Source organism: Sinorhizobium fredii USDA 205 (genome assembly GCF_001461695.1).
Taxonomy (GTDB): Bacteria; Pseudomonadota; Alphaproteobacteria; order Rhizobiales; family Rhizobiaceae; genus Sinorhizobium; species Sinorhizobium fredii.
In genome coordinates this window covers 13,861-39,076 of record NZ_AUTC01000120.1, presented here as the reverse complement: position 1 = coordinate 39,076, position 25,216 = coordinate 13,861, and the positions used below count along the sequence as shown (strand labels likewise).

Genomic DNA, 25,216 nt, shown 5'->3' with positions numbered 1-25,216 from the left:
GCCAATACAAAGCGGAGATCGCGTTCGCGATCTCCGCCCTCGCTTTGTTTTCTAGACTTCGCCGACAGCCTTTTCGGCAGCAGCGATCTCCGCCTGGCGGCGCGCGACCTCATCGCCGATCGGCGGCCCGCGGAAGCGGCGGCTCTCGAAACCGAACCAGATGATGCCGGTGACGACGAGGAAGCCGACGGTGATATAGAGCGCCCAGTCGTTCGGCGGCTGAATGCCGAGAACGAAGATCAGCACCATGGCGATGATCGACAGGATTGCGAACAGCTTGAACGTCCCTTCGCCAAGATTCCACGGCCCCATCTTGTCCCACTTCGAGGTTCCCCAGGCAAAGAGGCCGAGCGTGATCGGGATCGCGAAGGAGAAGAACAGGAAGATGACCGTGCAGGAGACGACGATCGTGTAGACCGGCGTTTCACCGATCGAGACGAGCGACGAGCCCCAGACGAACAGCACCGAAAGGACCGAGCCCGTCCAGATCGCTGCAACCGGCGAGCGATGGGTGGGGCTTACCTTCGAGAGTGCCTTGGAGGCCGGCAGGCCGCCATCGCGCGAGAAGGCGAAGATCATGCGCGACACCGAGGTCACTGTCGCCAGTCCGCACAGCCACTGGCTGACGAAGATGGCGAGGTAGAGAATGTCCTTGATGACCGGATGGACCTGCGCGTCCATCGCCCAGAAGAAGACGTTCCAGCCCTGCTTGGCGGCCTCGTCCATGTTCGGGATCATCAGCACGAAGGCGCACAGCATGATATAGCCGAAGAGGGCCGACCAAAGCACCGAGGCGACCATGCCGCGCGGCACCGATTCGGCCGCCTTGACTGTTTCCTCTGACGTATGGGCCGAAGCGTCATAGCCGGTGATCGTGTAGATCGGCAGCAGCAGGCCGAGCAGGAACACCCAGGTTCCGGAAGTCTCAGGCCAGACATTGCCGCCCGCCTCACCCGAATAGTTCGAGAAGGTGAAGAGCCTGCCAATCTCGTAGGAGTCGGCGGCCGCAAGGCAAACGACAGCGAGCAGGATCGCCGTGACGAAGATCAGATAGCCGGAGAAGTCGGTAAGCTTCGCCGTCAGGCCGATGCCCATATGGTTCACGAGCGCCTGCGCCCCGGTGATGATCGCCAGGAAGATGATGCGGGTCGCCGTCGTGTCTTCCAGGCCGAAATAGGGTGTCCCGAACGAACCCATGAAGAAATAGTAGGTGCCGACATTGATGGCGCCGAGAACGGTGACCAGGCCGAGCAGATTGAACCAGGCCGTCAGCCAGCCGGTGAAGCGGTTGCCGAGGATCGATCCCCAGTGATAGAGGCCGCCGGCCGTCGGATAGGCCGAGCTGATCTGCGCCATCGCGACGGCGAAGACCAGCGAGATGAAGCATCCAAGCGGCCAGCCGATACCGATGGCCGCCCCGCCCGCCCCAGCGGTCGCCTGCGCCAGCGAGTTGATACCTCCGGACAGAATGCAGATGATCGAGAATGATACGGCGAAATTCGAGAACTGGCTCATGCGCCGCTCGAGTTCCTGGGCATAGCCCATCGAATGCAGGATGTGCAGATCCTGCTTCTTATCGACTTCGGAATAGTCTGACATCTTTTTCCCCTGTTTCTCCTGACCCGGCGCGCCATTGCGAAAGGTCATGTCACCACCTGTTCCGGCACGGGAACAGGACCGCGGCTTTGCCGCTCCCCTGGGTCTTTTTATCTTTTCGGAAGGGCGGCCACGCTTCTGGCGAGCAGCCCTTCCAGATAGTCGGCCATGACCCTCTGGCCGACTTCGTTCAGAATGAGATCGTTCCTGATCTCGATCATTACATTCGGCAGTCCATGACGGACGCCGTATTCGATCAAGCTGTGCGTTACCCCGTCCGCCGGCCCGTAGGGCTCGTTGCGACGGATGTCGTATGCGACCTCTCCGGTCGTGGCGACCGCCAGCATGCGATCGGCGAGCCGGCTGTCGGCGTCGTGCAGGATCCCGAGCTCGACGCTGCGCGGCTTGCCGAAATAGACCGGTGTGAAGCTGTGCATGGTGATAAGGATGGGAAGCCGGCCCGCCGCCTTGCGGCCGGCGACGAACTCGGACACCGCGTCGCGGAACGGCAGATAGATCTCGTCGACCCGCGCCTGACGTTCCGCGGCCGACATTGCCCGATTCCCCGGCACCTCAAAGACTTCGCTGACCACGGGTGTTGCCGCGTCGGACTCCGGCGGCCTGTTGCAGTCATAGACGAGGCGCGAAAACCGCTGATGAATGAGCGTGCCGTCGAGCTTTTCGGCAAGCAGCTTGGAAACCGCCAATGCGCCGGGGTCCCAGGCGATGTGACTCTCAAGCGCTTCCCTGGAAAGGCCGAGCGTTCCGAGACGCTCGGGCAGACGGCTGGACGCATGCTCGCAGACGAAGAGGAAATCTCCCTTCGCATCAGCATTCTCAATGGCGACCGGGTCGCCCTCTGCCTGCGTCAAAAGCCCCGTCAAATCCGGCCCCCCATCGCCTCGTCGGACGCTGTCGTGAAAAGAATTCTTCACGAATCGGCAGCTGTCAACGAAAATCTGAAACGATCTTTTCAGTTTTCCATTGACTCCGGTTGCGGCAGCGATGTTTAATTTCCTCAAGCTGGCAGAGACCGGCTGAGGGGCATGACATTGAACGGCAACACGGCATCCATGACGGTGTCGGATGTGATCAACGCGAACTTCGCGGCGCTGACGCGCGCCGAGAAGCGCTTGGCGGAGACACTTCTCGACAACTATCCGGTCTCCGGTCTCGGCTCGATCACAACGGTCGCCGAGAACGCCGGCGTTTCGACGCCGACAGTGGCCCGCATGGTGCAGAAGCTGGGTTTTCGCGGCTTTCCCGATTTTCAGTCACGGCTCCACCAGGAGTTGGAGGCGACGATCTCCAATCCGATCGCCAAGCACGATCGCTGGGCGGCGAGCGCGCCGGGCACGCACATTCTCAACCGCTTCGCCGACGCGATCATGGGCAATATGCGCCAGACGCTGTCGCAGATCGAACCCGTCGAATTCGACCAAGCGGCCAACCTCGTCGCCGATCGCAAGCGCAACGTCTATCTTGTCGGCGGCCGCATCACCCGATCGATGGCCGATTACCTGTTCACCCACCTGCAGGTCATCCGCACCGGCGTCACGCGGATTGCCGCCAATCCCAGTTCCTGGCCGCACTATATCCTCGACATGAAACAGGGCGACGTCCTGATCCTGTTCGACATCCGCCGCTACGAACAGGAAATGGAGACGCTCGCCCGTTCGGCCCGCAATCGCGGTGTCGAGATCATCCTCTTCACCGACCAATGGGGTTCGCCGGTCGCCAAGTCCGCGTCCAAGGTCTTCCGCGCCCAGATCGAGGTGCCTTCGGCCTGGGACAGTTCGGTCATGCTGCTGTTGCTCGTCGAAGCTCTGATCGAAGCGGTGCAGAGCTCGAATTGGGACGAAACGAGGGACCGAATGAAGACGCTGGAGGGCCTCTTCGATTCGACCCGCATCTTTCGCAAGCCAGGCTAGGAGGTACCGGTCGAATTCTGAATGTCCGGATGAAGAATTGAGGGTGCAAGGCGCGCCGTGCACCCCTTGGTAGACAAGTCCACCCAAAGCGGCCTTCTCGCCGCAAACGGGAAAAAGGCCTGTCACACAAGTTTCATCGCGCCGCTTTAACAGCATCGCCGAAATTGACTGAAAACCGATAAGGAGAACACCAGTGATTTCAAAGACTCAACGCCTGCTCTCGCTCTCGACCGCCATCCTGCTGGCAACCACCGCAGTGGCCGCCGCCGAGCCGAGCGAAGAGCTTATCGCCGCCGCCAAGAAGGAAGGCATGTTGACGACCATCGCTCTGCCCCACGACTGGTGCGGCTATGGCGACGTCATCGCCTCCTTCAAGGCCAAGTATCCGGAAATCCAGGTCAACGAACTGAACCCGGATGCCGGCTCGGCTGACGAAGTCGAAGCCGTCAAGGCAAACAAGGGCAATACCGGGCCGCAGGCGCCCGATGTTGTTGACGTCGGCCTCGCCTTCGGCCCGCAAATGAAGACCGAGGGCCTGCTGCAGCCATACAAGGTCTCCACCTGGGACGAGATCCCGGACACCGTCAAGGATGCGGAAGGCTACTGGTACGGCGACTACTACGGCGTGATGTCCTTCCTCGTAAACAAGGACCTCGTTGCCAATTCGCCGAAGGACTGGGCCGATCTGCTGAAGCCGGAATATGCTGGCCAGGTCGCCCTCGCCGGCGATCCGCGCGCCTCGAACCAGGCGATCCTCGGGGTTCTCGCCGCCGGCCTCGCCAAGGGCGCGAAAGCCGGGAAGGAAGCCGGTGAAGCCGGCCTTGGCTATTTCGCCGAACTGAACAAGGCCGGCAATTTCGTTCCGGTCATCGGCAAGTCCGGAACGCTGGCCCAGGGCTCGACCCCCATCATCGTTGCATGGGACTACAACGCCCTCGGCTGGGGCAAGACGCTGAATGGCAACCCGCCGACCGAAGTCGTCGTTCCGGCAAGCGGCGTTCTGGCCGGGGTCTACGTTCAGGGCATCTCGGCCTATGCGCCGCACCCGAATGCAGCCAAGCTGTGGATGGAGCACCTCTATTCCGACGAAGGTCAGCTCGGCTGGCTGAAGGGCTTCTGCCACCCGGCCCGCTTCAACGCGATGGTCAAGGCCGGCAAGGTTCCGAAGGAACTGATCGACGCCCTGCCGCCAGCGGCTGCGTATGAAAAGGCCTACTTCCCGACGCTGGAAGAAGTCGACACGAACAAGGCCGCCGTGACCGGCGGCTGGGATTCCGTAGTCGGCGCAAACGTCCAGTAAGCGTTTCGGCAATCAAGCCGCTCCGGCCGGTTTTCCGGCCGGAGCGGATACGATATTCATAGGAAATTCAATGAATGACCGCGTCTGTAACGCGGCTTCTCGGGGCGAACGGAATGTCAACTGCTCACACCGGCGCCAGCCCGCCTGCGCGTCGCCTTCCGCTTCACTGGCTAGGCATCCTGCCCTTTGCCGTTTTCGTGACGCTTTTTCTCATTCTTCCGACGATGAAGATCGTGGTCGGCGCCTTTCAGACACCGGACGGCAGCTTCACGCTCGACAATATCCAGGGTCTTTTCACGCCTTCGATCCTCGCGGCCTATTGGATCTCCATCAAGATCAGCATCGCCTCGGCGCTTCTCGGCTGCCTGATCGGCTTTGCCGTCTCCTCGGCCGTCGTTTTCGGCGGATTGCCGAAATGGATTCGCGGACCGCTGCTGACCTTTTCCGGCGTCGCTTCCAACTTTGCCGGTGTCCCGCTGGCCTTCGCCTTTCTTGCGACGCTCGGGCCAGTCGGCATCCTGAGCGTCTTCCTGCGCTCGGAGCTTGGCGTCGATCTGAGGGCGCTCGGCTTCAACCTCCTGTCCTTCTGGGGCCTGACCGTTACCTACCTCTTCTTCCAGATCCCGCTGATGATCCTTATCATCACGCCCGCGCTCGACGGGTTGAAGCGCGAATGGCGCGAGGCGGCCGAAATCCTTGGTGCTACCGGCTTGCAATACTGGCGGATGGTCGCCTTCCCGATCCTGCTTCCCTCAATTCTTGGTACCCTGGCGCTTCTCTTCGCCAACGCCTTCGGCGCCGTCGCAACCGCCATTGCGCTGACCGGCTCGTCCCTGTCGATCGTGCCCATCCTGCTCTTCGCCCAGATCCGCGGCGATGTGCTCGGCAACCCGCACCTCGGCTACGCGCTCGCCTTCGGCATGATCGTCGTCACGGGCATCGCCAACGCGATCTACATCTGGCTTCGCGCCCGCAGCGAGAGGTGGCTGAAATGAGGAAGATCTGGGCCTGGGGCGCTCTCCTTTTCGGCATCCTCTATTTCACTCTACCGCTCGTCGGCATGACCAACTTCTCGCTGAAGATGCGGCGCGGCGAATATTCCTTCGACGCCTATGCGAAGGTTTTCGGCGATCCGCGCTTCCAAGAAACCTTTACCTATTCCGTGGCACAGGCGCTCTTCACCATCGTCTTCGGCATTCTGCTGGTCGTGCCGACGGCCTATTGGGTCCGGCTCAAGCTGCCGCGGTTGCGTCCCTACATCGAGTTCGTGACGCTGCTGCCACTGGTTATCCCGGCAATTGTCATCGTCTTCGGCTATATCCGGCTCTACAACACGTCGAGCTGGCTGCCGCTGACAGGCTCCGCTTTCGGCACCGACATACTCCTGATGTTCGGCTATGCCACGCTCGCACTGCCATACATGTATCGCGCGGTGGACACCGGCCTCAGGACAATCGACGTCGCTACGCTGACCGAAGCCGCCCAGAGTCGGGAGCCGGATGGGCAACGATCCTGGCGCGGATCATCCTGCCGAACGCGCTCGTCGCAGTGCTCTCCGGCGCCTTCCTGACCTTCGCCATCGTCATTGGCGAATTCACCATGGCAGCCCTGCTGAACAAGCCGGCCTTCGGCCCCTACATGCAGCTCCTCGGCGCCAACCGAGCCTATGAGCCGGCGGCGCTCGCCGTCATCGCATTCGGCATCACCTGGGGCTGCCTCGGCCTCATCCAGCTCGTCTCGCGCTTCCAGAAAAGCGCGCCTCCCAAGGCCTGAGGACCATACGCATGAGTTTCCTGTCACTGACCAACATCAAAAAAACCTTCGGCCCCGTGCAGGTCGTGCACGACTTCAACATGGTTATCGAGAAGGGTGAGTTCGTCTCCTTCCTCGGCCCGTCCGGCTGCGGCAAGACGACGGTTCTGCGCATGATCGCCGGCTTCGAGACGCCCTCCAACGGCAAGATCGTCATCAACGGCACGGACCAGGGCACCTTGAAGCCGAACCAGCGCAACATCGGCATGGTCTTCCAGGCCTATGCGCTATTCCCGAATATGAACGTACAGGACAACGTCGCCTTCGGCCTGAAGGTCGCGGGCGCCTCCAAGGCGGACATCGATGCACGGGTGAAGCAGATGCTCGGGCTCATCAAGCTCGAGCACTTGGCGGACCGCTTCCCCTATCAATTGTCCGGCGGCCAGCAGCAGCGCGTCGCGCTTGCCCGCGCGCTTGCCGTCAAGCCGCAGGTGCTGCTGCTCGACGAGCCGCTCTCCGCGCTCGATGCGAAGATCCGCATTTCGCTGCGCGAGGAAATCCGGCAGATCCAGCAGCAGCTCGGCATTACCACAGTGTTCGTGACGCACGACCAGGAGGAGGCCCTGTCGATCTCCGACCGCATCGTCGTCATGAATGCCGGCCGTGCCGACCAGATCGGCACCCCATTCGAGATCTACAACACGCCGGCAACGCGCTTCGTCGCCTCCTTCGTCGGGACGTTGAACATTATCGAGGGCAAGGTCGCGGACCCGGCGGCGGGCGCCGTGACGATCGGCGATCAGCGCATCTCGCTGAAGGATTCGATTGCCGGCATGAAGGGTGGCGACAGCATCTCGCTGGCGCTACGTCCGGAGGCAGGCTCCATCGCCGAGGGCGCCACGGGCGATACGACCCTTGCCGGCGAGGTCGTTTCCACGAGCTTCCTGGGTTCGGTCATCCGCACCCGGCTGCGCGTCGGCGGTGACGTCATCTCCTTCGACATGTTCAACAATCCGGGCGTGAGCCCGCCGGTCTCCGGCGACAACGTCACGCTGCGCTTTGCCGCCAAGGACCTGCTGGTCATTCGCGAGTAGCCACGGTCGGAAATGAACTGCCGCGGCCTACTGCATGTCTCCTTAAATCGACCTCGATTTAAGGACAAAGACATGCAGCACTTCAAAGTGCTACAGCGACCTTTGCGCGCCTGATAAGGCGCGCGGCGCTGTAGGCAATGCCTGGAAAAATCTGTCGTGATTTCTCGCTTTTTCGTCGGAGCCTGCGTTTGACGGGCGCCGATCTCTCTATATAGTCGCACGCGTTCTCAGGGCGGGGTGAAATTCCCCACCGGCGGTAGCGAGGCGAAGCCTCGAAGCCCGCGAGCGCCTTGGAGCTCAAGCTCCAGGGGTCAGCAGATCCGGTCAGATTCCGGAGCCGACGGTCACAGTCCGGATGGAAGAGAGCAAGCAGTGCGGGCCCCTTCGCGTGGGTTGTCGCGCATGCATGTTCGCCCGACGGGATCTTTGGAAAAAACGCCAACCCTGAAAGGCTTGAGACCATGACCATTCTTTCCCACCCCTCCGCTAAGATTGCGATCGTCCGCGCCCGCTGGCACGCCGATATCGTCGACCAATGCGTGAACGCCTTCGTCGCCCAGTGGGCGAAGCTCGGCGGCAACGCGGCCGACGTCGAGATCTTCGATGTGCCGGGAGCCTTAGAAATTCCGCTGCACGCGCAGAAGCTCGCGAAGACCGGTCGGTACTCGGCGATCCTCGGCACCGCCTTCGTCGTCGATGGCGGCATCTATCGCCACGACTTCGTTGCCGGAACCGTGCTGGACGGCATGATGCGCGTCCAGCTCGATACGGATGTGCCGGTGCTCTCCGCTGTCCTGACGCCGCACAACTTCCAGGAAAGCGAGCCGCTGATCGCCTTCTTCCGCGATCACTTCGTCGTCAAGGGCGAAGAGGCAGCCAATGCCTGCGCGCAAATCCTCGACGCGCGCGCCAAGCTGGCGCTCGTCAACGCCTGAAAAACCCTCTCTCGATCCGAAGCAAGGGCGCGGCCGGCAGGCCGCGCCCTTTCCCTGCGCCGAGGACACTCAGTGCAATCGCCAAAGGGTATCAGTGGCCGAGACTCGTGATGTAGAGCGACAGCAGTTGCGTCTGAGATGAAATGCCGAGCTTGCGATAGACGTTTCTGCGATGAACCTTGACGGTGCCGGTCGAAATGCCGAGTTTCAATCCGATCGACTCCGACGAATGACCCTGCAGCACCAGTTCGATGATCGCCGCTTCCCGATCGGTGAGGTTGAGATGCCGCCAGACTCCGTCGGCGGGCGGATGTAGGGCCTTGCGCCGTCTGCGGCCGGTTTTCGCGAGTGCCGCATCGAAGCGGCGATCAAGGTTGGCCCAATGATGGCGGACAAATGCGGCCACCAGCGGTTCGGCCTTCTTGAGCAGGGCGAATTCGGCGGCGCTGAAGGTGCCGGTCGCCTCCCGCCGCATCAGCGACAGAACGACGGTGACTTGTTCGCTGACCGGCACGAAGAAGCCGACCTCCTCCGCAAGCCCGGTCTGAACATAATAGGTACGGTAATATTCGCTGGAGAAGAAACGATCGGGCGCCAGTTCCCGCATCCGCCACACACCCGGCTTGGGCGCGCAGGCGGCGTGATAGAAGGGATCGAGCAGGTACGGACCTGCCTGGTAGAGGCTGACGAACAGCACATGGTCCCTGGCGTCGAAGGTGCTGTAGAGATCGATCGGACGCTCCTTGCCGCGATAGGCAAAGACGACGACGTAGTCAAAAGTCATCAGGCTCGACATCAGCCGGCGGAACGCTTGCCCGACCGCCTCGTCGTCCATCGATGCGCCATTCATCAGCGGCGCCAAGGCCTGGAAAAGCCTCTCAACGTCGATAACCAATCGCCCTCCCGGCTCGCTCCCCATTCCGGACTGCCTGCGGCGCAGCGCGTCGGATCAGACGCGCAAAGGTCGCTGTAGCCCTTTGAACTGCTGCATGTTTCTATTTTTGGGTCGGACATGATCCAAGGATACATGCCGTAGACGGGATATACTCCTCTCACAAGGCATGCCGAGTTGAAATACCTCTCTCGGGGTATATACCGGGGCGGCTTCCTTTGACTAGGCTGCTTGGCAATGACGGTGGAAGTCGAGGCGCAAGAGCCGTGCCCGATTCGTAAAAACAGCCGCAGGGAACAGACGTGACATCCGCTTCGACGAACGACATCGAATTCCGTTCGGTCGCCAAACGCTATGGCAGCGTGACGGCCGTGTCGGGCATCAACCTCGCGGTTCCCAAGGGCGCTTTCGTCGCGTTGCTCGGCCCTTCAGGCTGTGGCAAGACCACATGCCTGCGCATGATCGGCGGCTTCGAACAGCCGAGTGAGGGCATGGTCTACATCGGTGAGCAGCCGATGAACGGCGTGCCGGCCTATCGCCGCCCTGTCAATATGGTTTTCCAGCAGTATGCGCTGTTCCCGCATCTCGATGTCGAGCAGAACGTCGCTTACGGGCTGAAACAGATGCGCCCCCGCATCGGGGTAGCCGAGGTCGCAAGCCGCGCCCAGGAGGCGTTGGAGATGGTCCGACTCGGCGGTTTCGGCAAGCGTCGCATTCACGAGATGTCCGGCGGACAACAGCAGCGCGTGGCGCTTGCCCGCGCCATCGTCAACAAGCCGAAGGTGCTGCTCCTCGACGAGCCGCTTGCCGCGCTCGACAAGAAGCTGCGCACCGCGATGCAAATCGAGCTCCAGAGCCTGCAGCGCGAGCTCGGTATTACCTTCGTGCTGGTCACCCACGACCAGGAAGAGGCTCTTTCCATGAGCGATCTCGTCTGTGTCATGAATACTGGGCGGATCGTCCAGGTCGGCCCGCCGCAGGAAATCTACGATCGCCCGTCAAGCCTCTTCGTCGCCGATTTCGTCGGCAAGACCAACCGCATTGCGGCGACGATCGAGCCTGGTGCGAACTCGGTGCGGCTGGCGAATGGCGTCGGCCTGGCCAAGCCGGCCCGCGCCAATGGAACCGCAGGCGCGGCCATGGTGGCGCTGCGCCCGGAGTCGATACGCCTCGTGCGCGACGCTACCGCAACGCTGCAAGGCACGGTGACCCACCGCATCTTCCTTGGTTCATCGGTCGAATACTCGGTCGAGGTCGACGGCCTCGGCGATTTTCTGGTGACGGCCGACCGCCGCAGCATCGACGAGAGCGACCTCGCCGAACCCGGAGAAAGGATCGGGCTCCGCTTCGACCCGAATGCGATGCATGTCTTTCCGGCCTGAACGGGCCGGTGCTCTGCCATCAATGCATGCCAACGATAAGGGAACAGCATCATGACCAAGTGGTACAGAGAGAATGCCCCGATCACTGCGGACAGGCTGGCCGAAGAGCTGATGCGCCTGAAGCGCGGTTCGGTGACCCGCCGCCATTTCCTCGGCGTCACCGGGCTCGGCCTCGCGACCGCCGTTCTGGCACGTCAGCCCGCTCTCTTCAATTCAACGGCTTTCGCCGAAGACCTCGGCACGCAGATGTCGATCGCGACCTGGCCGAACTATCATGACCCCGCCACCTTCGAGGCCTTCAAGGCCGCGACCGGCGTCGCCGTCGAAGTCAACGTCTTTGGCTCGAACGAGGAGATGCTCGCGAAGCTCCAGGCGGGCGGCACCGGCTGGGACCTCTTCGTTCCGACCAACTACACGATCTCGACCTATGCAAAGCTCGGTCTGATCGACGAGCTCGACCTGTCGAAACTGCCCAACTACGACCCCTCGGCAGAAAATCCGCGCTTTGCCAACGAAGGCACTATCGACGGCAAGACCTACGCCGTGCCGAAGAACTGGGGCACGACCGGCATTGCCGTGAACAGCGACAAGATCAAGAAGCCGGTGACGAGCTGGAAGGATTTCTTCGAAGTGGCGATGACCGAGGCGGATGGCCGCGCCATGGTGCACGACTATCAGCTCACCACCATCGGCAATGCACTGGTGTCACTTGGCTATTCTTTCAATTCGATCAAGCCGGACGAGCTCGCCAAGGCGGAGGAAGTCCTGATCAAGGTCAAGCCGCATCTCTATGCGATCAACAGCGACTATCAGCCGGCGATGCGCGCCACCGATGCCTGGATGACCATGTGCTGGACCAATGACGGGGCTCAGCTCAACCGCGACATGCCGGAAATTCAGTTCGTGCTTGGCAAGGACGGCGGCGAGATCTGGTCGGACTTCTACGCAATCCCGAAGAGCGCGGCCAACAAGCCGGCCGGCTATGCGCTGCTGAACTACCTGATGACGCCGGAAAACGCCGTAAAGGAGCACATAGCCAACGGCGCCCCGACGACCGACAGCCGGGTGCTGAAGCTTCTATCGGCCGAGGTCACCTCGAACAAGATCGTCTATCCCGAAGAGGCAGCTCTGACTCCGCTCGAATTCGGCGCCGCAGTAACGCTGACAGATCCCGGCCGTGCCGAACTGATGGCGCGCTTCAAGGCGGCCTGACCCGGGAAATTGCCCTCACCCTGACCCTCTTCCCGCCAGCGGGGAGAGGGTCGCGGCAGCGGATGAGGGGTCTTCATCGAAGTATACTCTGACGGACTATCCATGCGCGCAGCAATGAACACGAAGAGGAACCTGGTGACAGCGGCGCTTATTGCGCCGGCGGCCGCATGGCTTTTCGTGTTCCTCGTTCTCCCCTTCATTGCCATGCTCGTCTTCGCCTTTGGCGAACGAGCCCCGGAGGGCGGATATCAGGCGGCCTTTACCTTCGCCCAATTCGCCAATCTGCCGGCGCGCGCGACCGCCTTCTGGAACACCTTGCTGCTTGCGCCGGCAGGCGCCCTGCTCTGCCTCGTGGTCGCCTATCCCACCGCCTACTACCTGGCGGTCAAGGCCAACCCGCGCTACCGCCTCATGCTGGTCTCGCTCGTCGTCGTGCCGTTCTGGACGAGCCTCCTGGTGCGCACCTACGCCTGGATGTACATCCTTGGCTCGCGCGGCATCCCCAATCTGCTGGCGCTGATCGGCATCGAGGACGTGCGTCTGCTCAATACGCCGGGCGCCGTCCTGCTGGGCATCGTTTATGGCTACCTGCCGCTGATGATCATGCCGATCTATGTAAGCCTAGAAATGCTCGACCGACGGCTCCTGGAAGCCTCCGCCGATCTCGGCGCCAAACCGGTTTCGACCTTCTTCGGCGTAACCCTGCCCCTTTCCTTGCCAGGCGTAATGACCGGTGTCGCCCTCGTGACCATCCTGCTCCTCGGTGAATATCTGATCCCGCAGCTTCTCGGCGGCGGCAAGGTCTTCTTCATCGGCAACGCGCTGGTCGATCTCTTCCTGCAATCGCGCAATTGGCCCTTCGGCTCGGCGATCGCCGTGACGCTCGTCGCCGTCGTCGTCGTCGTGCTGATGGTGGCCATGCGGATCGCCTGGAAGGTCGCCGGAACCAGACAGGTGGATCTCGTCTGATGCGCGCCTTCATCTCGTCCGTATATCTCTTCCTCTATGCGCCGATCGCGCTGGTCGTGCTGTTCTCCTTCAACGCCGGACGCAGCGCGAGCGAATTCACCGGCTTCTCGACTGCCTGGTACGGCAAGGCGCTTGGCAACACCTTCCTGGTCTCGGCCCTGCAGAACAGCCTGATGATCGCCTTCACCAGCGCAGCACTCGCCGCGGTCTTCGGGACCATGGCGGCGCTCGGCATGGAGCGCCTTGGTGCACGCATGCGCGCGCTCTTCGACGCGCTCTTTGCCGCAGCAATCGTCGTACCCGGCGTGGTCATCGGCATCGCCACGCTCGTCGCGCTCGTCGCCGTTTTCTCCTTCCTCAATCCGGCACTTGCAATCCTCTGGCCGGGCGACCGGCCGCCCCAACTCGGCCTCGGCTACGGCTCGATCATCGCCGCCCACGGGCTTTTCTCGATGGCGCTCGTCACCATGATCGTCAAGGCGCGCATCGCCAGCCTCGGCCGCGACATCGTCGAGGCCTCTAGCGATCTCTACGCGACGCCCCTCACCACCTTCCGTCTGATCGTCCTGCCGCAAATCCTGCCGTCGATCCTTGCCGGCTTCCTGCTCGCCTTCACCTTCTCCTTCGACGATTTCATCATCGCCTTCTTCGTCGCCGGCTCGAAGACGACCCTACCGATCTATGTCTTCGCCTCGATCCGCCGCGGCGTAACGCCGGAGATCAACGCGATCGCGACGCTGGTGCTCGTCGCATCGCTGCTCCTGATCCTGACCGCGCGCATTCTGATGCGCGAAAAGAGAAGCAAATCCGGGGAGTGAAACCATGATTTTGAAAGATCGGGTCGCGATCGTGACCGGAGCAGGCTCCGGAATCGGTCAGGCCGGCGCCGCCATCATGGCGCGTGAGGGAGCCTATGTCGTGGTCATCGACCGCAGCCGGGACGCGGGAGAGGCGACCGTCGAAACCATCGTTACCAAGGGCGGCCGCGCCGAAGCCCTTGCCATCGATGTCATGGATGACGACGCGCTTTCCGACGGCATCGCCGACGTGCTGCACCGCCACGGCGGAATCGACATCCTGCACAATCACGCCGGCGCGCAAGTCGCCGGCACTCTGGAAGATGTCGACGTTGCGGGCTTCGACCGCTCCTGGGGCCTCAATGTCCGCGCCCATTTCATGGCCGCCCGCCTGGTCATGCCGTCGATGAAGGCGGCCGGTCGCGGGGTGATCGTCAACACCTCCTCGTCCTCGGGCGTGCTCTACGACCGCGAGATGATCGCCTACACCACGACGAAGCACGCCGTGATCGCCATGACACGGCAGATGGCCGGCGACTATGCGAAATACGGCGTGCGGGTGAATGCACTCTGCCCCGGCTGGGTCGACACGCCCTTCAATGAGCCTTTCATCAAACAGATGGGCGGGCGTGGTGCGATCGAAGCCTATATCCGCGAGAAGGTGCCGCTCGGCCGCTGGGCGAGCGTCGACGAAATCGCCGAGTCGATCCTCTTTCTCGTCTCCGATCGATCATCCTATATGACCGGCCAGATCCTCGTGGTCGACGGGGGCGAGACCGTCGTCTGACACGTCGGGCCGTATCCTGCTCCACTTCGCCGGAGAGATGAGGGCCCCTTCGTTACTTCGGCGGCAGCGAGAGCACATAGTCGAGCGCCGCATTCAGCAGGCGCCTGCGCAGCTCGTCGTCGCCATAGGCCTCGGCGCGCGCACGCACCCAGCCATGCATTCGGCGCTCGCCCATCACCATCGGGGCGATGCCCGGTAGTGCCAGCGCCCAGCCGTCATTGCCCTTGCCGAGCCTTGCCAACATCCCATCCTCGCGCGCACCGCAGACGAGATTGCCATGCACCAGAAAAGCCAAGCCGCCGAACATCGGCTTTTCGGAAAGCCCCGGCCGCTCGCCGAGTTCCTGCCTGACCAACTCCTCAAGCCCGAGATCGCGCATGGCTTCCTCACCCTCTTGCCGTCGAAGCTCCGCATGGCTGATTCAATTTCCAACGAACCGGCGACAGTCCGCTGATTCGATTCATGAAAACACCGCCGCTCGATCACCCTCTGAAGTCGTTGAATCAACTCTTGAGCTTCAGCCGCCGGCGCGTCTCGCTGGGGCTTTCGCGGTAGTGAGCGCGATAGCTGCGAGAGAACGACGATGATGAGTTGAAGCCGGAAATCGCCGCAATGTCCGCGAACTCCATCCGCGTCTCGATTACCTTGCGCCGCGCCGCATTGAGGCGCAACGCCAGATAATGCTCGTGCGGGGCGACCCCCATCGTTTCCCGGAAAAGGTCCTGCAGGTGGCGGGCGCTGACGCCGACCCGACGCGCCAGCCGCTGAAGGGTGAGTGGCTGCTCGACGGTGTCCTCCATCAGCTTGACCGCCGCACCGACCCGCGCGTCGAGAATGCGCATATTGCCGATCGCCGGCATCTGCAGCAGGTCGCCGCGGGTACGTTCCTGCTCGTAGATGAAGAGGCGCGAAACCTCGAGCGCCAGCGAATAGCCGTGCGCGCGGCGGATGAGTTCCAGCATCAGGTCGAGCGTCGGCAGCGAGCCGCCGGTGGTGATGCGCTTGCCGTCGATGACGAAACGCTCGCGCACCATCGTCACCTGCGGATAGGTGCTGGCGAAATCCTCGAAGTCTTCCCAGTGGGTCGTGGCGGAGAAATTGTCGAGCAAACTCGTTTCGGCAAGCAACCAGGAACCGGATTCAATCCCCGCCATCAGCTCCCGATACCGCGCCGTCTGCGACAGCAGCATCTTGAGCTGCGGGGTGGCGCTGCGCTGCCAGTTGTAGCTCGACAGCACGAAGAGCGGCGCCGTCTCGCGCTGCGGGCGGAAGGGACCGGTCACCGGGATCGGGATGCCGCTTTTCGTCTCGATCGCCGCGCCGTCCGGGCTGAACATCGCCCAGGTGTAAAGCGTCCGCCCGGCGATGCGGTTGGCGGCGCGCAGCGGCTCGACGACCGAGGCGACCAGAATGAGATTGCTCTCCGGCAGGATCAGCAGATCGATATGCTGCGCTTGCGAAACGCCGCCGTCCATTGCGAAACTTCCTCCCCTTCCCGCCGATAATGTATAAGATTGTTCCGCTAATGGAAAGCAACGTCGCCCTTTCTGGCTCGTAATGGGTGCAACGAAAAGGGAGACAGCTATGCCGCTCAGCATGAACCGCGAGGTTTTCATCACCTGCGCAGTCACCGGTTCGGGAGACACCGTTTCGAAATCGAGCCACGTTCCGATCACGCCGAAGCAGATCGCCGAAGCGGCAGTCGAAGCCACCAAGGCTGGTGCTGCGATCGTCCACTGCCATGTCCGCGATCCGGAAACGGGCGCGCCGGCCCGCCGCCTCGACCTCTACAAGGAAGTGACCGACCGGATCCGCTCCGCCGATATCGACGTGGTCCTGAACCTCACCGCCGGCATGGGCGGCGATCTCATCTTCGGCAATGTCGAAAGCCCCCTCCCGCTCAACGAGAAAGGCACGGACATGGCCGGCGCTACCGAGCGCGTCGCCCATGTCGCCGAATGCCGGCCGGAGATCTGCACGCTCGACTGCGGCACCATGAACTTCTCGCTCGGCGACTACGTCATGACCAACACGCCGTCGATGCTGCGCGAGATGGCCCGCCAGATGACGGCGCTCGGCGTGCGCCCCGAGATCGAGGCTTTCGACACCGGCCATCTCTGGTTCGCCAAGCAGCTCGTCGAGGAAGGCCTGATCGAGGATCCGGTGCTGATCCAGCTCTGCATGGGCATTCCATGGGGCGCGCCGGACGACCTCAACACCTTCATGGCGATGGTCAACAACGTTCCTTCGAACTGGACCTTCTCGGCCTTCTCGATCGGCCGCAACGCGCTCGCCTATCCGGCCGCGGCGATCCTCGCAGGCGGCAATGTCCGGGTCGGCCTGGAGGACAACCTTTATGTCGGCAAGGGTCAGCTCGCGACCAACGGCCAGCTCGTCGAGAAGGCCGTTTCGGTGATCGAGGGCATGGGCGCCAAGATCATCGGGCCGGCGGAGGTCCGCGAAAAATTGAAGCTGACGAAGCGGTAACAAAGACCCCTCCCCAACCCTCCCCACAAGGGGGAGGGCTTAACCTGCGGCAACGTCCGTCCCCGAAAGAGGCGTCAGCTTCGGCTAAGATGTCCGGTTCGGGGAAAACCGGAGAGGCAGGTGGGCAGTTCGAGAGGGACAGAGAGGATCCGGAGCCACCCATCCCTCCCCCTTGTGGGGAGGGTGGCCCGAAGGGCCGGGAGGGTTCCCACGGAAGAACGGGACGGAGAGGAAATGACCATCATCACCAAGGCTGCCTGCGTCGGCGGCGGCGTCATCGGCGGGGCCTGGGCGGCGCGTTTCGTGCTCGCCGGCATCGACGTCAACATTTTCGACCCGCACCCGGAAGCCGAGCGCATCATCGGCGAGGTCATGGCCAATGCGGAGCGGGCCTATGGCATGCTGACCATGGCGCCGCTGCCGCCGCGCGGCAAACTGACCTTCTGCAAGAGCATCCAGGAAGCCGTCCAGGACGTTGACTGGATTCAGGAAAGCGTCCCGGAACGGTTGCCGCTGAAGCGCGGCGTCATCACCGAGATCGCTGCGGCTGCCAAGCCGGATGCGCTGATCGGCTCGTCGACCTCCGGCCTGCTGCCGTCCGACCTGCAGGCCGAGATGAAGCATCCCGAACGCATGTTCGTCGCCCACCCCTACAACCCGGTCTATCTGCTGCCGCTGGTCGAACTCGTCGGCGGCAGGAAGACCTCGCCGGAGACGATCAAGCGGGCTGAGGCAGCCGTCGCCGAAATCGGCATGAAGGGCGTCGTCATCGCCAAGGAAATCGAGGCCTTCGTCGGCGACCGGCTGCTCGAGGCGCTCTGGCGCGAGGCGCTCTGGCTGATCCAGGACGATATCTGCGATACCGAAACGCTCGACGATGTCATGCGCTATTCCTTCGGCATGCGCTGGGCGCAGATGGGTCTCTTCGAAACCTATCGCATCGCCGGCGGCGAAGCCGGCATGCGCCATTTCCTTGCCCAGTTCGGCCCCTGCCTCAAATGGCCCTGGACCAAGTTCACCGACGTCGTCGATCTCGACGATGCGCTTGTCGAGAAAATCGGCGCTCAATCGGACGCCCAGGCCGCCGGCCGGTCGATCCGTGAGCTCGAACGCATCCGCGACGAGAACCTCGTCGGCATCATGCAGGCGCTGAAAGCCGGCAATGGCGGCGAAGGCTGGGGCGCCGGCAAGCTGCTCGCCGACTTCGAAAAGCGCCTCTGGGCGAAGGGCGGCAATCAGTCGGAGAGCTATGACGCTTCCGGTCCGCTGCGCCTCGTCGAGACCAAGGTCAATGCCGCCTGGGTCGATTACAACGGCCACATGACCGAGCACCGCTACCTGCAGCTCTTCGGCGACACGTCGGATGCGCTGCTCCGGCTGATCGGCGTCGATTTCGCCTATGTCGAGGCCGGCCACAGCTACTACACCGTCGAGACGCATATCCGCCATCTCGGCGAGGCCAAGCTCGGCCAGGCACTCTATACGACGTTGCAAATTCTCGCCTCCGACGAGAAGCGCATTCACTTCTTCACGCGGATCCACGACACCGCCTCGGGCGAGGTGATCGCTACGGCCGAGCAGATGATGCTGCATGTCGACGCCAAGGCCGGCAGGTCGGTACCGGCGCCGGCCGAGGTGCTGGCGAAGCTGCAGCCGATTGCGGAAGGGCATACGAAACTCGCCGCGCCGGAGGGCGCCGGGCGACACGTCGGGCAGAAACACTGAGACGACAAGGTGGCGGCCCCCTCATCCGGCTGCCGCCACCTTCTCCCCGCAGGCGGGGAGAAGGGACATGCTGCAACCGCTCGCTTCCTTCGCGGACGAGAGCGGCAGCGATCAAAGTCCCCTCTCCCCGCGCGCGGGGAGAGGCTTAGGGTGAGGGGCAAGTTGCATGCACGGACCGACGGGGAGATCGGCTCAAGACAAGCAAACAAGAAATACGAGGGAGAACAATGAATTTCGCACTGACCGAAGAACAGCAGATGATCGTCGACACGGTCCGCAGCTTCGTCGAGACCGAGATCTATCCGCACGAAAACGAGGTCGAGCGCACCGGCGTGGTGCCACGCGAGCTCGGCCAGGACATCGCCCGCAAGTGCAAGGAACTCGGCTTCTTCGCCTGCAATTTCCCGGAAGAGGTGGGCGGCGCCGGGCTCGATCACCTGACCTTCACGCTGGTCGAGCGCGAACTCGGCCGCGGCTCGATGGGCCTGACCGTCTTCTTTGGCCGCCCTTCCGGCATCCTGATGGCCTGCAACGACGAACAGCGCGAGCGCTATCTGCTGCCCGCCGTCCGCGGCGACAAGTTCGACGCGCTCGCCATGACCGAGCCGGACGCCGGCTCCGATGTGCGCGGCATGAAATGCTTTGCCAGGCAGGACGGCGACGACTGGATCGTCAACGGCACCAAGCACTTCATCAGCCATGCCGATATCGCCGACTTCGTCATCGTCTTCATTGCCACCGGCGAGGAGCAGACGCCGCGCGGCCCGAAGAAGAAGATCTCCTGCTTCCTCGTCGACCGCGGCACGCCCGGCTTCGAAATCCGCGACGGCTACAATTCCGTTTCGCATCGCGGCTACAAGAATTGCATCCTGACCTTCGATGATTGCCGCCTGCCCTCCGCGCAGATCCTCGGCGAAGTGCACAAGGGCTTCGACATCGCCAATGACTGGCTCTATGCGACACGCCTGACGGTTGCCGCCACCTCGGTCGGACGGGCTCGCCGCGCCTTCGATTACGCGCTCTCCTATGCGGCCGAGCGCAAGCAGTTCGGCAAGCCGATCGGCGCCAACCAGGGCGTCTCCTTCAAGCTCGCCGACATGATCACCGAGATCGACGCCGCCGACCTTCTGACTTTGTCGGCCGCCTGGCGGCTCGACCAAGGCCTGCCCTCGAACCGCGAGATCGCCTCGGCCAAGGTCTTCGCCACCGAAATGCTCGCCCGTGTCACCGACGAGGCGATCCAGATTTATGGCGGCATGGGTTTGATGGACGACCTGCCGCTCGCCCGCTTCTGGCGCGACGCCCGCGTCGAGCGCATCTGGGACGGCACCTCGGAGATCCAGCGGCATATCATCAGCCGCGATCTGCTTCGGCCGCTGGGGGCTTGAGGGATGGCCGAGATTCCGCAAGTTACCCCCCTCTGCCCTGCCGGGCATCTCCCCCACAGGGGGGGAGATCAGCAAGACGCAGACACCCAATTTCCTTTTCAGAGAACCGTCTCGTCCGCGCGCCGAAGAATATTCCAGCATTCCGCGACGGTCGCCGACTGGCAACGACAGCGCCCCCACCAATCTCCCCCCTTGTGGGGGAGATGCCCGGCAGGGCAGAGGGGGGTGTGCTACGTATCTCGCCCCTTCGGCGCATTCGACGGGGGCACAGCATGACCACCCCTCCCCGCTCCCTCGACCGCCTCATCCGCCCTCGCTCCATCGCCGTCTTCGGCGGAAAGGAGGCGCGCCGCGTCATCGAGCAATGCGACAGGATGGGCTTTGCCGGTAAAATCTGGCCCGTTCATCCGCGCGAGGAGGAAATCCTCGGCCGCCGCTGCTATCGCTCCGTCGCCGACCTGCCGGAAGCCCCGGATGCCTCCTTCGTCGGCGTCAACCGGGCGCTGACGATCGAGATCATCCGCGACCTTGCGGCGCGTGGCGCCGGCGGCGCCGTCTGCTACGCCTCCGGCTTCCGCGAGGCGGCGAGCGAACTCGCCGACGGCAACGACCTGCAGGAGGCGCTGGTCACCGCCGCCGGTGACATGCCGATCGTCGGACCCAACTGCTACGGCTTCATCAACATGCTGGACGGGGCGCTTCTCTGGCCGGACCAGCACGGCATGCTGCGCGTCGAGAGCGGCGTGGCGATCCTCACCCAATCCTCCAACATCGCCTGCAACATCTCCATGCAGAAACGCGGGCTGCCCCTCGCCTACGTGATGACCGCCGGCAACCAGGCGCAGACCGGGCTTTCCGACATTGCCTGCGCCGTGATCGAGGATCCGCGCGTCACCGCCGTCGGGCTGCATATCGAAGGCTTCGACAGCGTCGCGGCGCTGGAGCGGCTCGCAGCCCGCGCCCGCGAGTTGCGCAAGCCGGTCGTGACGCTCAAGGTCGGCAAGTCGGAGGCTGCGCGGCTTGCGACGGTTTCCCACACGGCTTCGCTTGCCGGCAACGACCGCGTCTCCTCGGCGCTGCTCGCCCGCCTCGGCATCGGCCGCGTCGACACGCTGCCGGAACTCCTCGAGACCCTGAAGCTCCTGCATCTCCACGGTCCGCTTGCGAGCGCCGACATTTCCTCGATGAGCTGTTCCGGCGGCGAAGCCTCGCTGATGGCGGATGCCGGCGTCCGGCGCGAGGTCAACTTCCGAGCGCTCAAGGACGAGCAGCGCCAGCCGCTGCGAGAAAGCCTCGGCGACATGGTGACGATCGCCAATCCGCTCGACTACCACACCTTCGTCTGGGGCAATCGCGAAAGGCAGACCGCCGCCTTCACCGCCATGATGCGGGGCGGTTACGCGCTGAACCTGATCGTACTCGACTTCCCGCGCCTCGACCGTTGCCATGCCGAAGATTGGGTGACGACCTGCGATGCGGTCATTGACTCGGCGAAGGCAACGGGTGCCGTCGCCGGCATCGTCGCAAGCCTCGGCGAGAACATGCCGGAAGAAACCGCACTCTCCTTGATGGCAGCAGGCGTCGTGCCCTTCTTCGGCATCGACGAAGCACTCGCCGCCGCCGAAACGGCTGCCGCTATCGGCGCCGCCTGGGCGCACCCGGCCCCGCCGCCCCTCATCAAGGCGGCAGCGGCCGGCGGCGATGCCATCACATTGACGGAGGCTGAAGCGAAGGCCGAGCTCTTCGCGGCCGGTGTGGCGGTCCCGAAGGGCGAGACCGCCGGAACGCCGAAAGAAGCGGCAGATGCTGCCGAAATCCTCGGCTTCCCCGTCGTGCTCAAGGGCCTGGGCGTCGCGCACAAGACCGAAGCCGGAGCCGTCAGGCTCAATCTCACGAACCGCGAAGAAGTGCTCGCAGCCGCGGAGGCAATGGCATCGGTCGCCTCGGGCTATCTCGTCGAGAGAATGATCGCCAAGCCGGTCGCCGAATTGATCGTCGGGGCGATGCGCGATCCCGTCGCCGGCCCGGTGCTAACCATCGGCGCCGGCGGCATCCTCGTGGAATTGCTAGACGATTCCGCAATCCTGACGCTACCCGCCACCGAAGCGATGATTGAAGCGGCAATTGACGGCCTGAAGGTCCGCAAACTGCTCGATGGCTACCGCGGCGCCCCGAAAGGCGATGTCGCAGCGCTGATAAAGACTGTCGCAGCCGCGGCATCCTATGTCGTTGCAAACGCTCCCAAAATTGAAGAACTCGATATCAATCCTATAATGGTGTTGCCGGATGGCCATGGAGCCGTTGCCGCCGATGCCCTGATCCGCCGGAGGAAATGACGCCTATGACCGGACCGATCCTCACCCGCCGCCAAGGCGGCATTCTCGAAGTCACGATCGACCGGCCGAAGGCGAATGCCATCGACCTCAAGACCAGCCGGGTCATGGGCGAAATCTTCCGCGACTTCCGTGACGATCCGGCGCTCCGGGTCGCGATCATCACCGGCGCCGGGGAAAAATTCTTTTGTCCCGGTTGGGACCTGAAGGCGGCGGCCGAGGGCGATCCTGTCGACGGCGACTATGGCGTCGGCGGTTTCGGCGGCATGCAGGAACTGCGCGACCTCAACAAACCGATCATCGCCGCCGTCAACGGCATCTGCTGTGGCGGCGGTCTGGAGATCGCGCTTTCGACAGACCTCATCCTCGCGGCAGAACACGCGGCCTTCGCCCTGCCGGAGATCCGTTCGGGCACGGTCGCCGACGCCGCCTCGATCAAGCTGCCGAAGCGCATCCCCTACCACATCGCCATGGACATGCTTCTGACCGGGCGCTGGCTCGAAGCCGCGGAGGCGCATCGATGGGGTTTCGTCAACGAGATCCTGCCGGCAGGACGGCTGATGGAACGCGCCTGGGAGCTTGCGCGCCTGCTCGAGAGCGGGCCGCCGCTCGTCTATGCGGCCATCAAGGAGGTCGTCCGCGAGGCCGAGGGCCGCGATTTCCAGACGACGATGAACAAGATCACCCGTCGCCAGTTCAAGACGGTCGACGTGCTGTATTCGAGCGAGGATCAACTGGAAGGAGCACGCGCCTTTTCGGAGAAGCGCGATCCGGTCTGGAAGGGAAGGTAAAAGCCGGCTGCGAGAAGCCCGCAGGAACGCAGTCCATAAGGGCTGCTTATGGAAAGAAGTGATTATTTAGGACGTTACAAGCTTCAACCGAGCGGATAGCCTTATGGTTGAAGCCTGGAGCGCCCCCGGACAGGAGGGAGGACAGAGGAAAGAACCCACGCGGTACAGTGCCTTGGGCCATCCGAAGATGGCGATACGCAGTCTCTACCAATCACAATGAACGGCGAATGCCGACTAACGAAAGGGAACAGGGGAATGAGCGATTACAAGGATTATCTGACACGACAGGTCATGCTGGGCAAAATCAACCGCCGCGAGTTTCTCGGGCGCGCTGCGGCCTTCGGCATTGCCGCATCGACCGCAAGCACGCTGTTTGCGGTGAGCGCCGCGGCGCAGGAGCCGAAGCGCGGCGGTCATCTTAAACTCGGCCTCGAGGGCGCGGCCGCAACCGATTCGAAAGACCCGGCAAAGGCGCTTTCACAATTCCTGTTCGTCGTCATCAGGACCTGGGGCGACCTGCTCGTCGAAAGCCACCCGACGACCGGCGCGGCCGTGCCGGCGCTTGCCGAGTCCTGGGAGCCCTCCGCCGACTCGATGACCTGGACCTTCGCGATCCGCAAGGGCGTCAAGTTCCACGACGGCAAGGAACTGACGGTCGACGACGTCGTCAAGACGCTACAGCGTCACACGGACGACAAGTCGGAGTCGGGCGCGCTCGGCGTCTTGAAATCCATCAAGGAAATCAAGGCCGACGGCGGCAAGCTCGTGCTGACGCTGAGCGAAGGCAATGCCGACCTGCCGCTGCTGCTTTCGGACTATCACCTCGTTATCCAACCGAACGGCGGCATGGACAACCCCGACGCCATGATCGGCACCGGGCCCTACAAGGTCGCGAGCTTCGAACCGGGCGTGCGCGCCACTTTCGAAAGGAACCAGGACGACTGGCGTACGGATCGAGGCTATGTGGATTCGGTCGAACTGATCGCCATGAACGATGCGACGGCGCGCATCGCGGCGCTTTCTTCCGGCCAGGTCCACTTCATCAACCGTATCGATCCGAAGACCGTCAGCCTCTTGAAGCGCGCCCCGACCGTCGAAATCCTCACCACGTCCGGCCGCGGCCACTACGTCTTCATCATGCATTGCAACACGGCGCCGTTCGACAACAACGACCTTCGCATGGCGCTGAAGCTGGCGATAGACCGCGAGACCATGGTCCAGCGAATCCTCGGCGGTTACGGCAAGATCGGCAACGACTTCCCGATCAACGACACCTATGCCCTCTTCCCGGAAGGCATCGAGCAGCGCGTCTATGACCCGGACAAGGCCGCCTTCCATTACAAGAAGTCGGGCCATAGCGGGCCGGTGCTGCTGCGCACCTCCGACGTCGCCTTCCCGGGTGCCGTGGATGCCGCCGTTCTGTACCAGGAGAGTGCCAAGAAGGCCGGCATCGAGATCGAGGTCAAGCGCGAGCCGGGCGACGGCTACTACACCAACGTCTGGAACGTTCAGCCGTTCTCGACCTCCTACTGGGGCGGGCGCCCGACCCAGGACCAGATGTACTCGACCGCCTATCTCTCGAACGCCGACTGGAATGACACCCGCTTCCAGCGTGAGGACTTCGACAAGCTCCTGCTCAAAGCGCGTGCCGAACTGGACGAGGCCAAGCGCACGGACATGTACCGCACCTTGGCGATGATGGTGCGCGACGAAGGCGGCGTGATCCTGCCGATGTTCAATGACTTCGTGAACGCATCCACCAAGCAGGTGAAGGGCTACGTCCACGATATCGGCAACGACATGTCGAACGGCTATGTCGCAACCCGGGTGTGGCTGGACGCTTGA

At 63.1% G+C, this 25,216-nt stretch carries 21 protein-coding genes, 1 pseudogene and 1 riboswitch; of the genes and pseudogenes, 17 read left to right on the top strand and 5 right to left on the bottom strand.

The window, feature by feature from the left end:
• Nucleotides 1-51: 51 nt before the first annotated feature.
• Together N181_RS12430 and N181_RS12425 are read right to left on the bottom strand one after the other, a co-directional pair.
• Entirely contained in the window at nt 52-1,599 is a 1,548-nt protein-coding gene (locus N181_RS12430) for an amino acid permease (protein WP_037397083.1), read from the bottom strand.
• Between the two features lie 107 nt (nt 1,600-1,706).
• Nucleotides 1,707-2,480: an N-formylglutamate amidohydrolase gene (locus N181_RS12425; protein ID WP_037397019.1), complete on the bottom strand. Its 774-nt coding sequence runs from the start codon at nt 2,478-2,480 to the stop codon at nt 1,707-1,709.
• A 168-nt stretch (nt 2,481-2,648) separates the two neighbouring features.
• On the opposite strand from N181_RS12425, the gene N181_RS12420 reads away from it, so the two are divergent.
• The 6 genes and pseudogenes from N181_RS12420 to N181_RS12395 all read left to right on the top strand — a co-directional run bounded on the left by N181_RS12420 (nt 2,649) and on the right by N181_RS12395 (nt 8,608).
• On the top strand, nt 2,649-3,527 hold the full coding sequence (locus tag N181_RS12420; protein ID WP_014328989.1) for a MurR/RpiR family transcriptional regulator: 879 nt from the start codon (nt 2,649-2,651) through the stop codon (nt 3,525-3,527).
• Between the two features lie 193 nt (nt 3,528-3,720).
• Nucleotides 3,721-4,827 carry an ABC transporter substrate-binding protein gene (locus tag N181_RS12415; RefSeq protein WP_014328990.1) on the top strand — a complete coding sequence of 369 codons (1,107 nt, stop codon included), beginning with the start codon at nt 3,721-3,723 and terminating at the stop codon, nt 4,825-4,827.
• A 113-nt stretch (nt 4,828-4,940) separates the two neighbouring features.
• The gene (locus N181_RS12410; protein WP_014328991.1) at nt 4,941-5,822 is read left to right on the top strand and encodes an ABC transporter permease; all 882 of its coding nucleotides are present in this window, start codon (nt 4,941-4,943) and stop codon (nt 5,820-5,822) included.
• Nucleotides 5,819-6,600: pseudogene (locus tag N181_RS12405) on the top strand (ABC transporter permease). Before N181_RS12410 ends, N181_RS12405 begins: the two are co-directional and overlap by 4 nt.
• Before the next feature lie 11 nt (nt 6,601-6,611).
• Nucleotides 6,612-7,673 (top strand): ABC transporter ATP-binding protein, encoded by a 1,062-nt coding sequence (locus tag N181_RS12400; RefSeq protein WP_014328993.1) that lies wholly within the window; start codon nt 6,612-6,614, stop codon nt 7,671-7,673.
• Nucleotides 7,674-7,892: 219 nt separating this feature from the next.
• A riboswitch (FMN riboswitch) is annotated at nt 7,893-8,044 on the top strand.
• Between the two features lie 90 nt (nt 8,045-8,134).
• The gene (locus N181_RS12395) at nt 8,135-8,608 is read left to right on the top strand and encodes a 6,7-dimethyl-8-ribityllumazine synthase (protein ID WP_037397025.1); all 474 of its coding nucleotides are present in this window, start codon (nt 8,135-8,137) and stop codon (nt 8,606-8,608) included.
• A 91-nt stretch (nt 8,609-8,699) separates the two neighbouring features.
• Here N181_RS12395 and N181_RS12390 read toward each other — a convergent pair whose 3' ends face one another.
• Nucleotides 8,700-9,503, bottom strand: a complete 804-nt coding sequence (locus N181_RS12390; protein WP_080577597.1) for a helix-turn-helix domain-containing protein — start codon at nt 9,501-9,503, stop codon at nt 8,700-8,702.
• Nucleotides 9,504-9,802: 299 nt separating this feature from the next.
• On the opposite strand from N181_RS12390, the gene N181_RS12385 reads away from it, so the two are divergent.
• The 5 genes from N181_RS12385 (at nt 9,803) to N181_RS12365 (ending at nt 14,647) form a co-directional block, all read left to right on the top strand.
• Nucleotides 9,803-10,882, top strand: coding sequence for an ABC transporter ATP-binding protein (locus tag N181_RS12385; protein ID WP_037397031.1), 1,080 nt, complete (start codon nt 9,803-9,805; stop codon nt 10,880-10,882).
• 51 nt (nt 10,883-10,933) lie between these two features.
• On the top strand, nt 10,934-12,094 hold the full coding sequence (locus N181_RS12380) for a polyamine ABC transporter substrate-binding protein (RefSeq protein ID WP_037397033.1): 1,161 nt from the start codon (nt 10,934-10,936) through the stop codon (nt 12,092-12,094).
• 102 nt (nt 12,095-12,196) lie between these two features.
• Complete coding sequence (locus tag N181_RS12375; protein WP_037397035.1) at nt 12,197-13,063, top strand: ABC transporter permease; 867 nt, start codon at nt 12,197-12,199, stop codon at nt 13,061-13,063.
• Nucleotides 13,063-13,881: an ABC transporter permease gene (locus N181_RS12370; RefSeq protein ID WP_037397037.1), complete on the top strand. Its 819-nt coding sequence runs from the start codon at nt 13,063-13,065 to the stop codon at nt 13,879-13,881. Before N181_RS12375 ends, N181_RS12370 begins: the two co-directional genes overlap by 1 nt.
• Before the next feature lie 4 nt (nt 13,882-13,885).
• Nucleotides 13,886-14,647 carry an SDR family NAD(P)-dependent oxidoreductase gene (locus N181_RS12365; protein WP_037397039.1) on the top strand — a complete coding sequence of 254 codons (762 nt, stop codon included), beginning with the start codon at nt 13,886-13,888 and terminating at the stop codon, nt 14,645-14,647.
• Nucleotides 14,648-14,699: 52 nt separating this feature from the next.
• Here N181_RS12365 and N181_RS12360 read toward each other — a convergent pair whose 3' ends face one another.
• Both N181_RS12360 and N181_RS12355 read right to left on the bottom strand, forming a co-directional pair.
• Nucleotides 14,700-15,026, bottom strand: a complete 327-nt coding sequence (locus tag N181_RS12360; protein WP_037397041.1) for a TfoX/Sxy family protein — start codon at nt 15,024-15,026, stop codon at nt 14,700-14,702.
• 124 nt (nt 15,027-15,150) lie between these two features.
• A complete protein-coding gene (locus N181_RS12355) occupies nt 15,151-16,122 on the bottom strand; it encodes a GlxA family transcriptional regulator (protein ID WP_037397044.1) in 972 nt (323 codons plus the stop codon).
• A 109-nt stretch (nt 16,123-16,231) separates the two neighbouring features.
• On the opposite strand from N181_RS12355, the gene bcoG reads away from it, so the two are divergent.
• The 6 genes from bcoG (at nt 16,232) to N181_RS12325 (ending at nt 25,216) form a co-directional block, all read left to right on the top strand.
• The gene (gene bcoG / locus N181_RS12350) at nt 16,232-17,134 is read left to right on the top strand and encodes a 3-dehydrocarnitine:acetyl-CoA trimethylamine transferase BcoG (RefSeq protein WP_037397047.1); all 903 of its coding nucleotides are present in this window, start codon (nt 16,232-16,234) and stop codon (nt 17,132-17,134) included.
• A gap of 234 nt (nt 17,135-17,368) precedes the next feature.
• Nucleotides 17,369-18,859 (top strand): carnitine 3-dehydrogenase, encoded by a 1,491-nt coding sequence (locus N181_RS12345; protein ID WP_037397048.1) that lies wholly within the window; start codon nt 17,369-17,371, stop codon nt 18,857-18,859.
• 227 nt (nt 18,860-19,086) lie between these two features.
• A complete protein-coding gene (locus N181_RS12340) occupies nt 19,087-20,247 on the top strand; it encodes an acyl-CoA dehydrogenase family protein (protein ID WP_037397051.1) in 1,161 nt (386 codons plus the stop codon).
• A gap of 272 nt (nt 20,248-20,519) precedes the next feature.
• A complete protein-coding gene (locus N181_RS12335) occupies nt 20,520-22,583 on the top strand; it encodes an acetate--CoA ligase family protein (protein ID WP_037397054.1) in 2,064 nt (687 codons plus the stop codon).
• 5 nt (nt 22,584-22,588) lie between these two features.
• Complete coding sequence (locus N181_RS12330) at nt 22,589-23,371, top strand: carnitinyl-CoA dehydratase (protein ID WP_014329001.1); 783 nt, start codon at nt 22,589-22,591, stop codon at nt 23,369-23,371.
• Nucleotides 23,372-23,626: 255 nt separating this feature from the next.
• Nucleotides 23,627-25,216, top strand: a complete 1,590-nt coding sequence (locus N181_RS12325) for an ABC transporter substrate-binding protein (protein WP_014329002.1) — start codon at nt 23,627-23,629, stop codon at nt 25,214-25,216.

What these genes read in the sequence shown, in the direction of transcription:
- N181_RS12430 (WP_037397083.1), bottom strand. Translation starts at nt 1,599, where the DNA reads ATGTCAGACTATTCCGAAGTCGATAAGAAGCAGGATCTGCACATCCTG.
- N181_RS12410 (WP_014328991.1), top strand. Translation starts at nt 4,941, where the DNA reads ATGTCAACTGCTCACACCGGCGCCAGCCCGCCTGCGCGTCGCCTTCCG.
- N181_RS12400 (WP_014328993.1), top strand. Translation starts at nt 6,612, where the DNA reads ATGAGTTTCCTGTCACTGACCAACATCAAAAAAACCTTCGGCCCCGTG.
- N181_RS12395 (WP_037397025.1), top strand. Translation starts at nt 8,135, where the DNA reads ATGACCATTCTTTCCCACCCCTCCGCTAAGATTGCGATCGTCCGCGCC.
- N181_RS12380 (WP_037397033.1), top strand. Translation starts at nt 10,934, where the DNA reads ATGACCAAGTGGTACAGAGAGAATGCCCCGATCACTGCGGACAGGCTG.
- N181_RS12375 (WP_037397035.1), top strand. Translation starts at nt 12,197, where the DNA reads ATGCGCGCAGCAATGAACACGAAGAGGAACCTGGTGACAGCGGCGCTT.
- N181_RS12370 (WP_037397037.1), top strand. Translation starts at nt 13,063, where the DNA reads ATGCGCGCCTTCATCTCGTCCGTATATCTCTTCCTCTATGCGCCGATC.
- N181_RS12365 (WP_037397039.1), top strand. Translation starts at nt 13,886, where the DNA reads ATGATTTTGAAAGATCGGGTCGCGATCGTGACCGGAGCAGGCTCCGGA.
- N181_RS12360 (WP_037397041.1), bottom strand. Translation starts at nt 15,026, where the DNA reads ATGCGCGATCTCGGGCTTGAGGAGTTGGTCAGGCAGGAACTCGGCGAG.
- N181_RS12355 (WP_037397044.1), bottom strand. Translation starts at nt 16,122, where the DNA reads ATGGACGGCGGCGTTTCGCAAGCGCAGCATATCGATCTGCTGATCCTG.
- bcoG (WP_037397047.1), top strand. Translation starts at nt 16,232, where the DNA reads ATGCCGCTCAGCATGAACCGCGAGGTTTTCATCACCTGCGCAGTCACC.
- N181_RS12345 (WP_037397048.1), top strand. Translation starts at nt 17,369, where the DNA reads ATGACCATCATCACCAAGGCTGCCTGCGTCGGCGGCGGCGTCATCGGC.
- N181_RS12340 (WP_037397051.1), top strand. Translation starts at nt 19,087, where the DNA reads ATGAATTTCGCACTGACCGAAGAACAGCAGATGATCGTCGACACGGTC.
- N181_RS12335 (WP_037397054.1), top strand. Translation starts at nt 20,520, where the DNA reads ATGACCACCCCTCCCCGCTCCCTCGACCGCCTCATCCGCCCTCGCTCC.
- N181_RS12330 (WP_014329001.1), top strand. Translation starts at nt 22,589, where the DNA reads ATGACCGGACCGATCCTCACCCGCCGCCAAGGCGGCATTCTCGAAGTC.
- N181_RS12325 (WP_014329002.1), top strand. Translation starts at nt 23,627, where the DNA reads ATGAGCGATTACAAGGATTATCTGACACGACAGGTCATGCTGGGCAAA.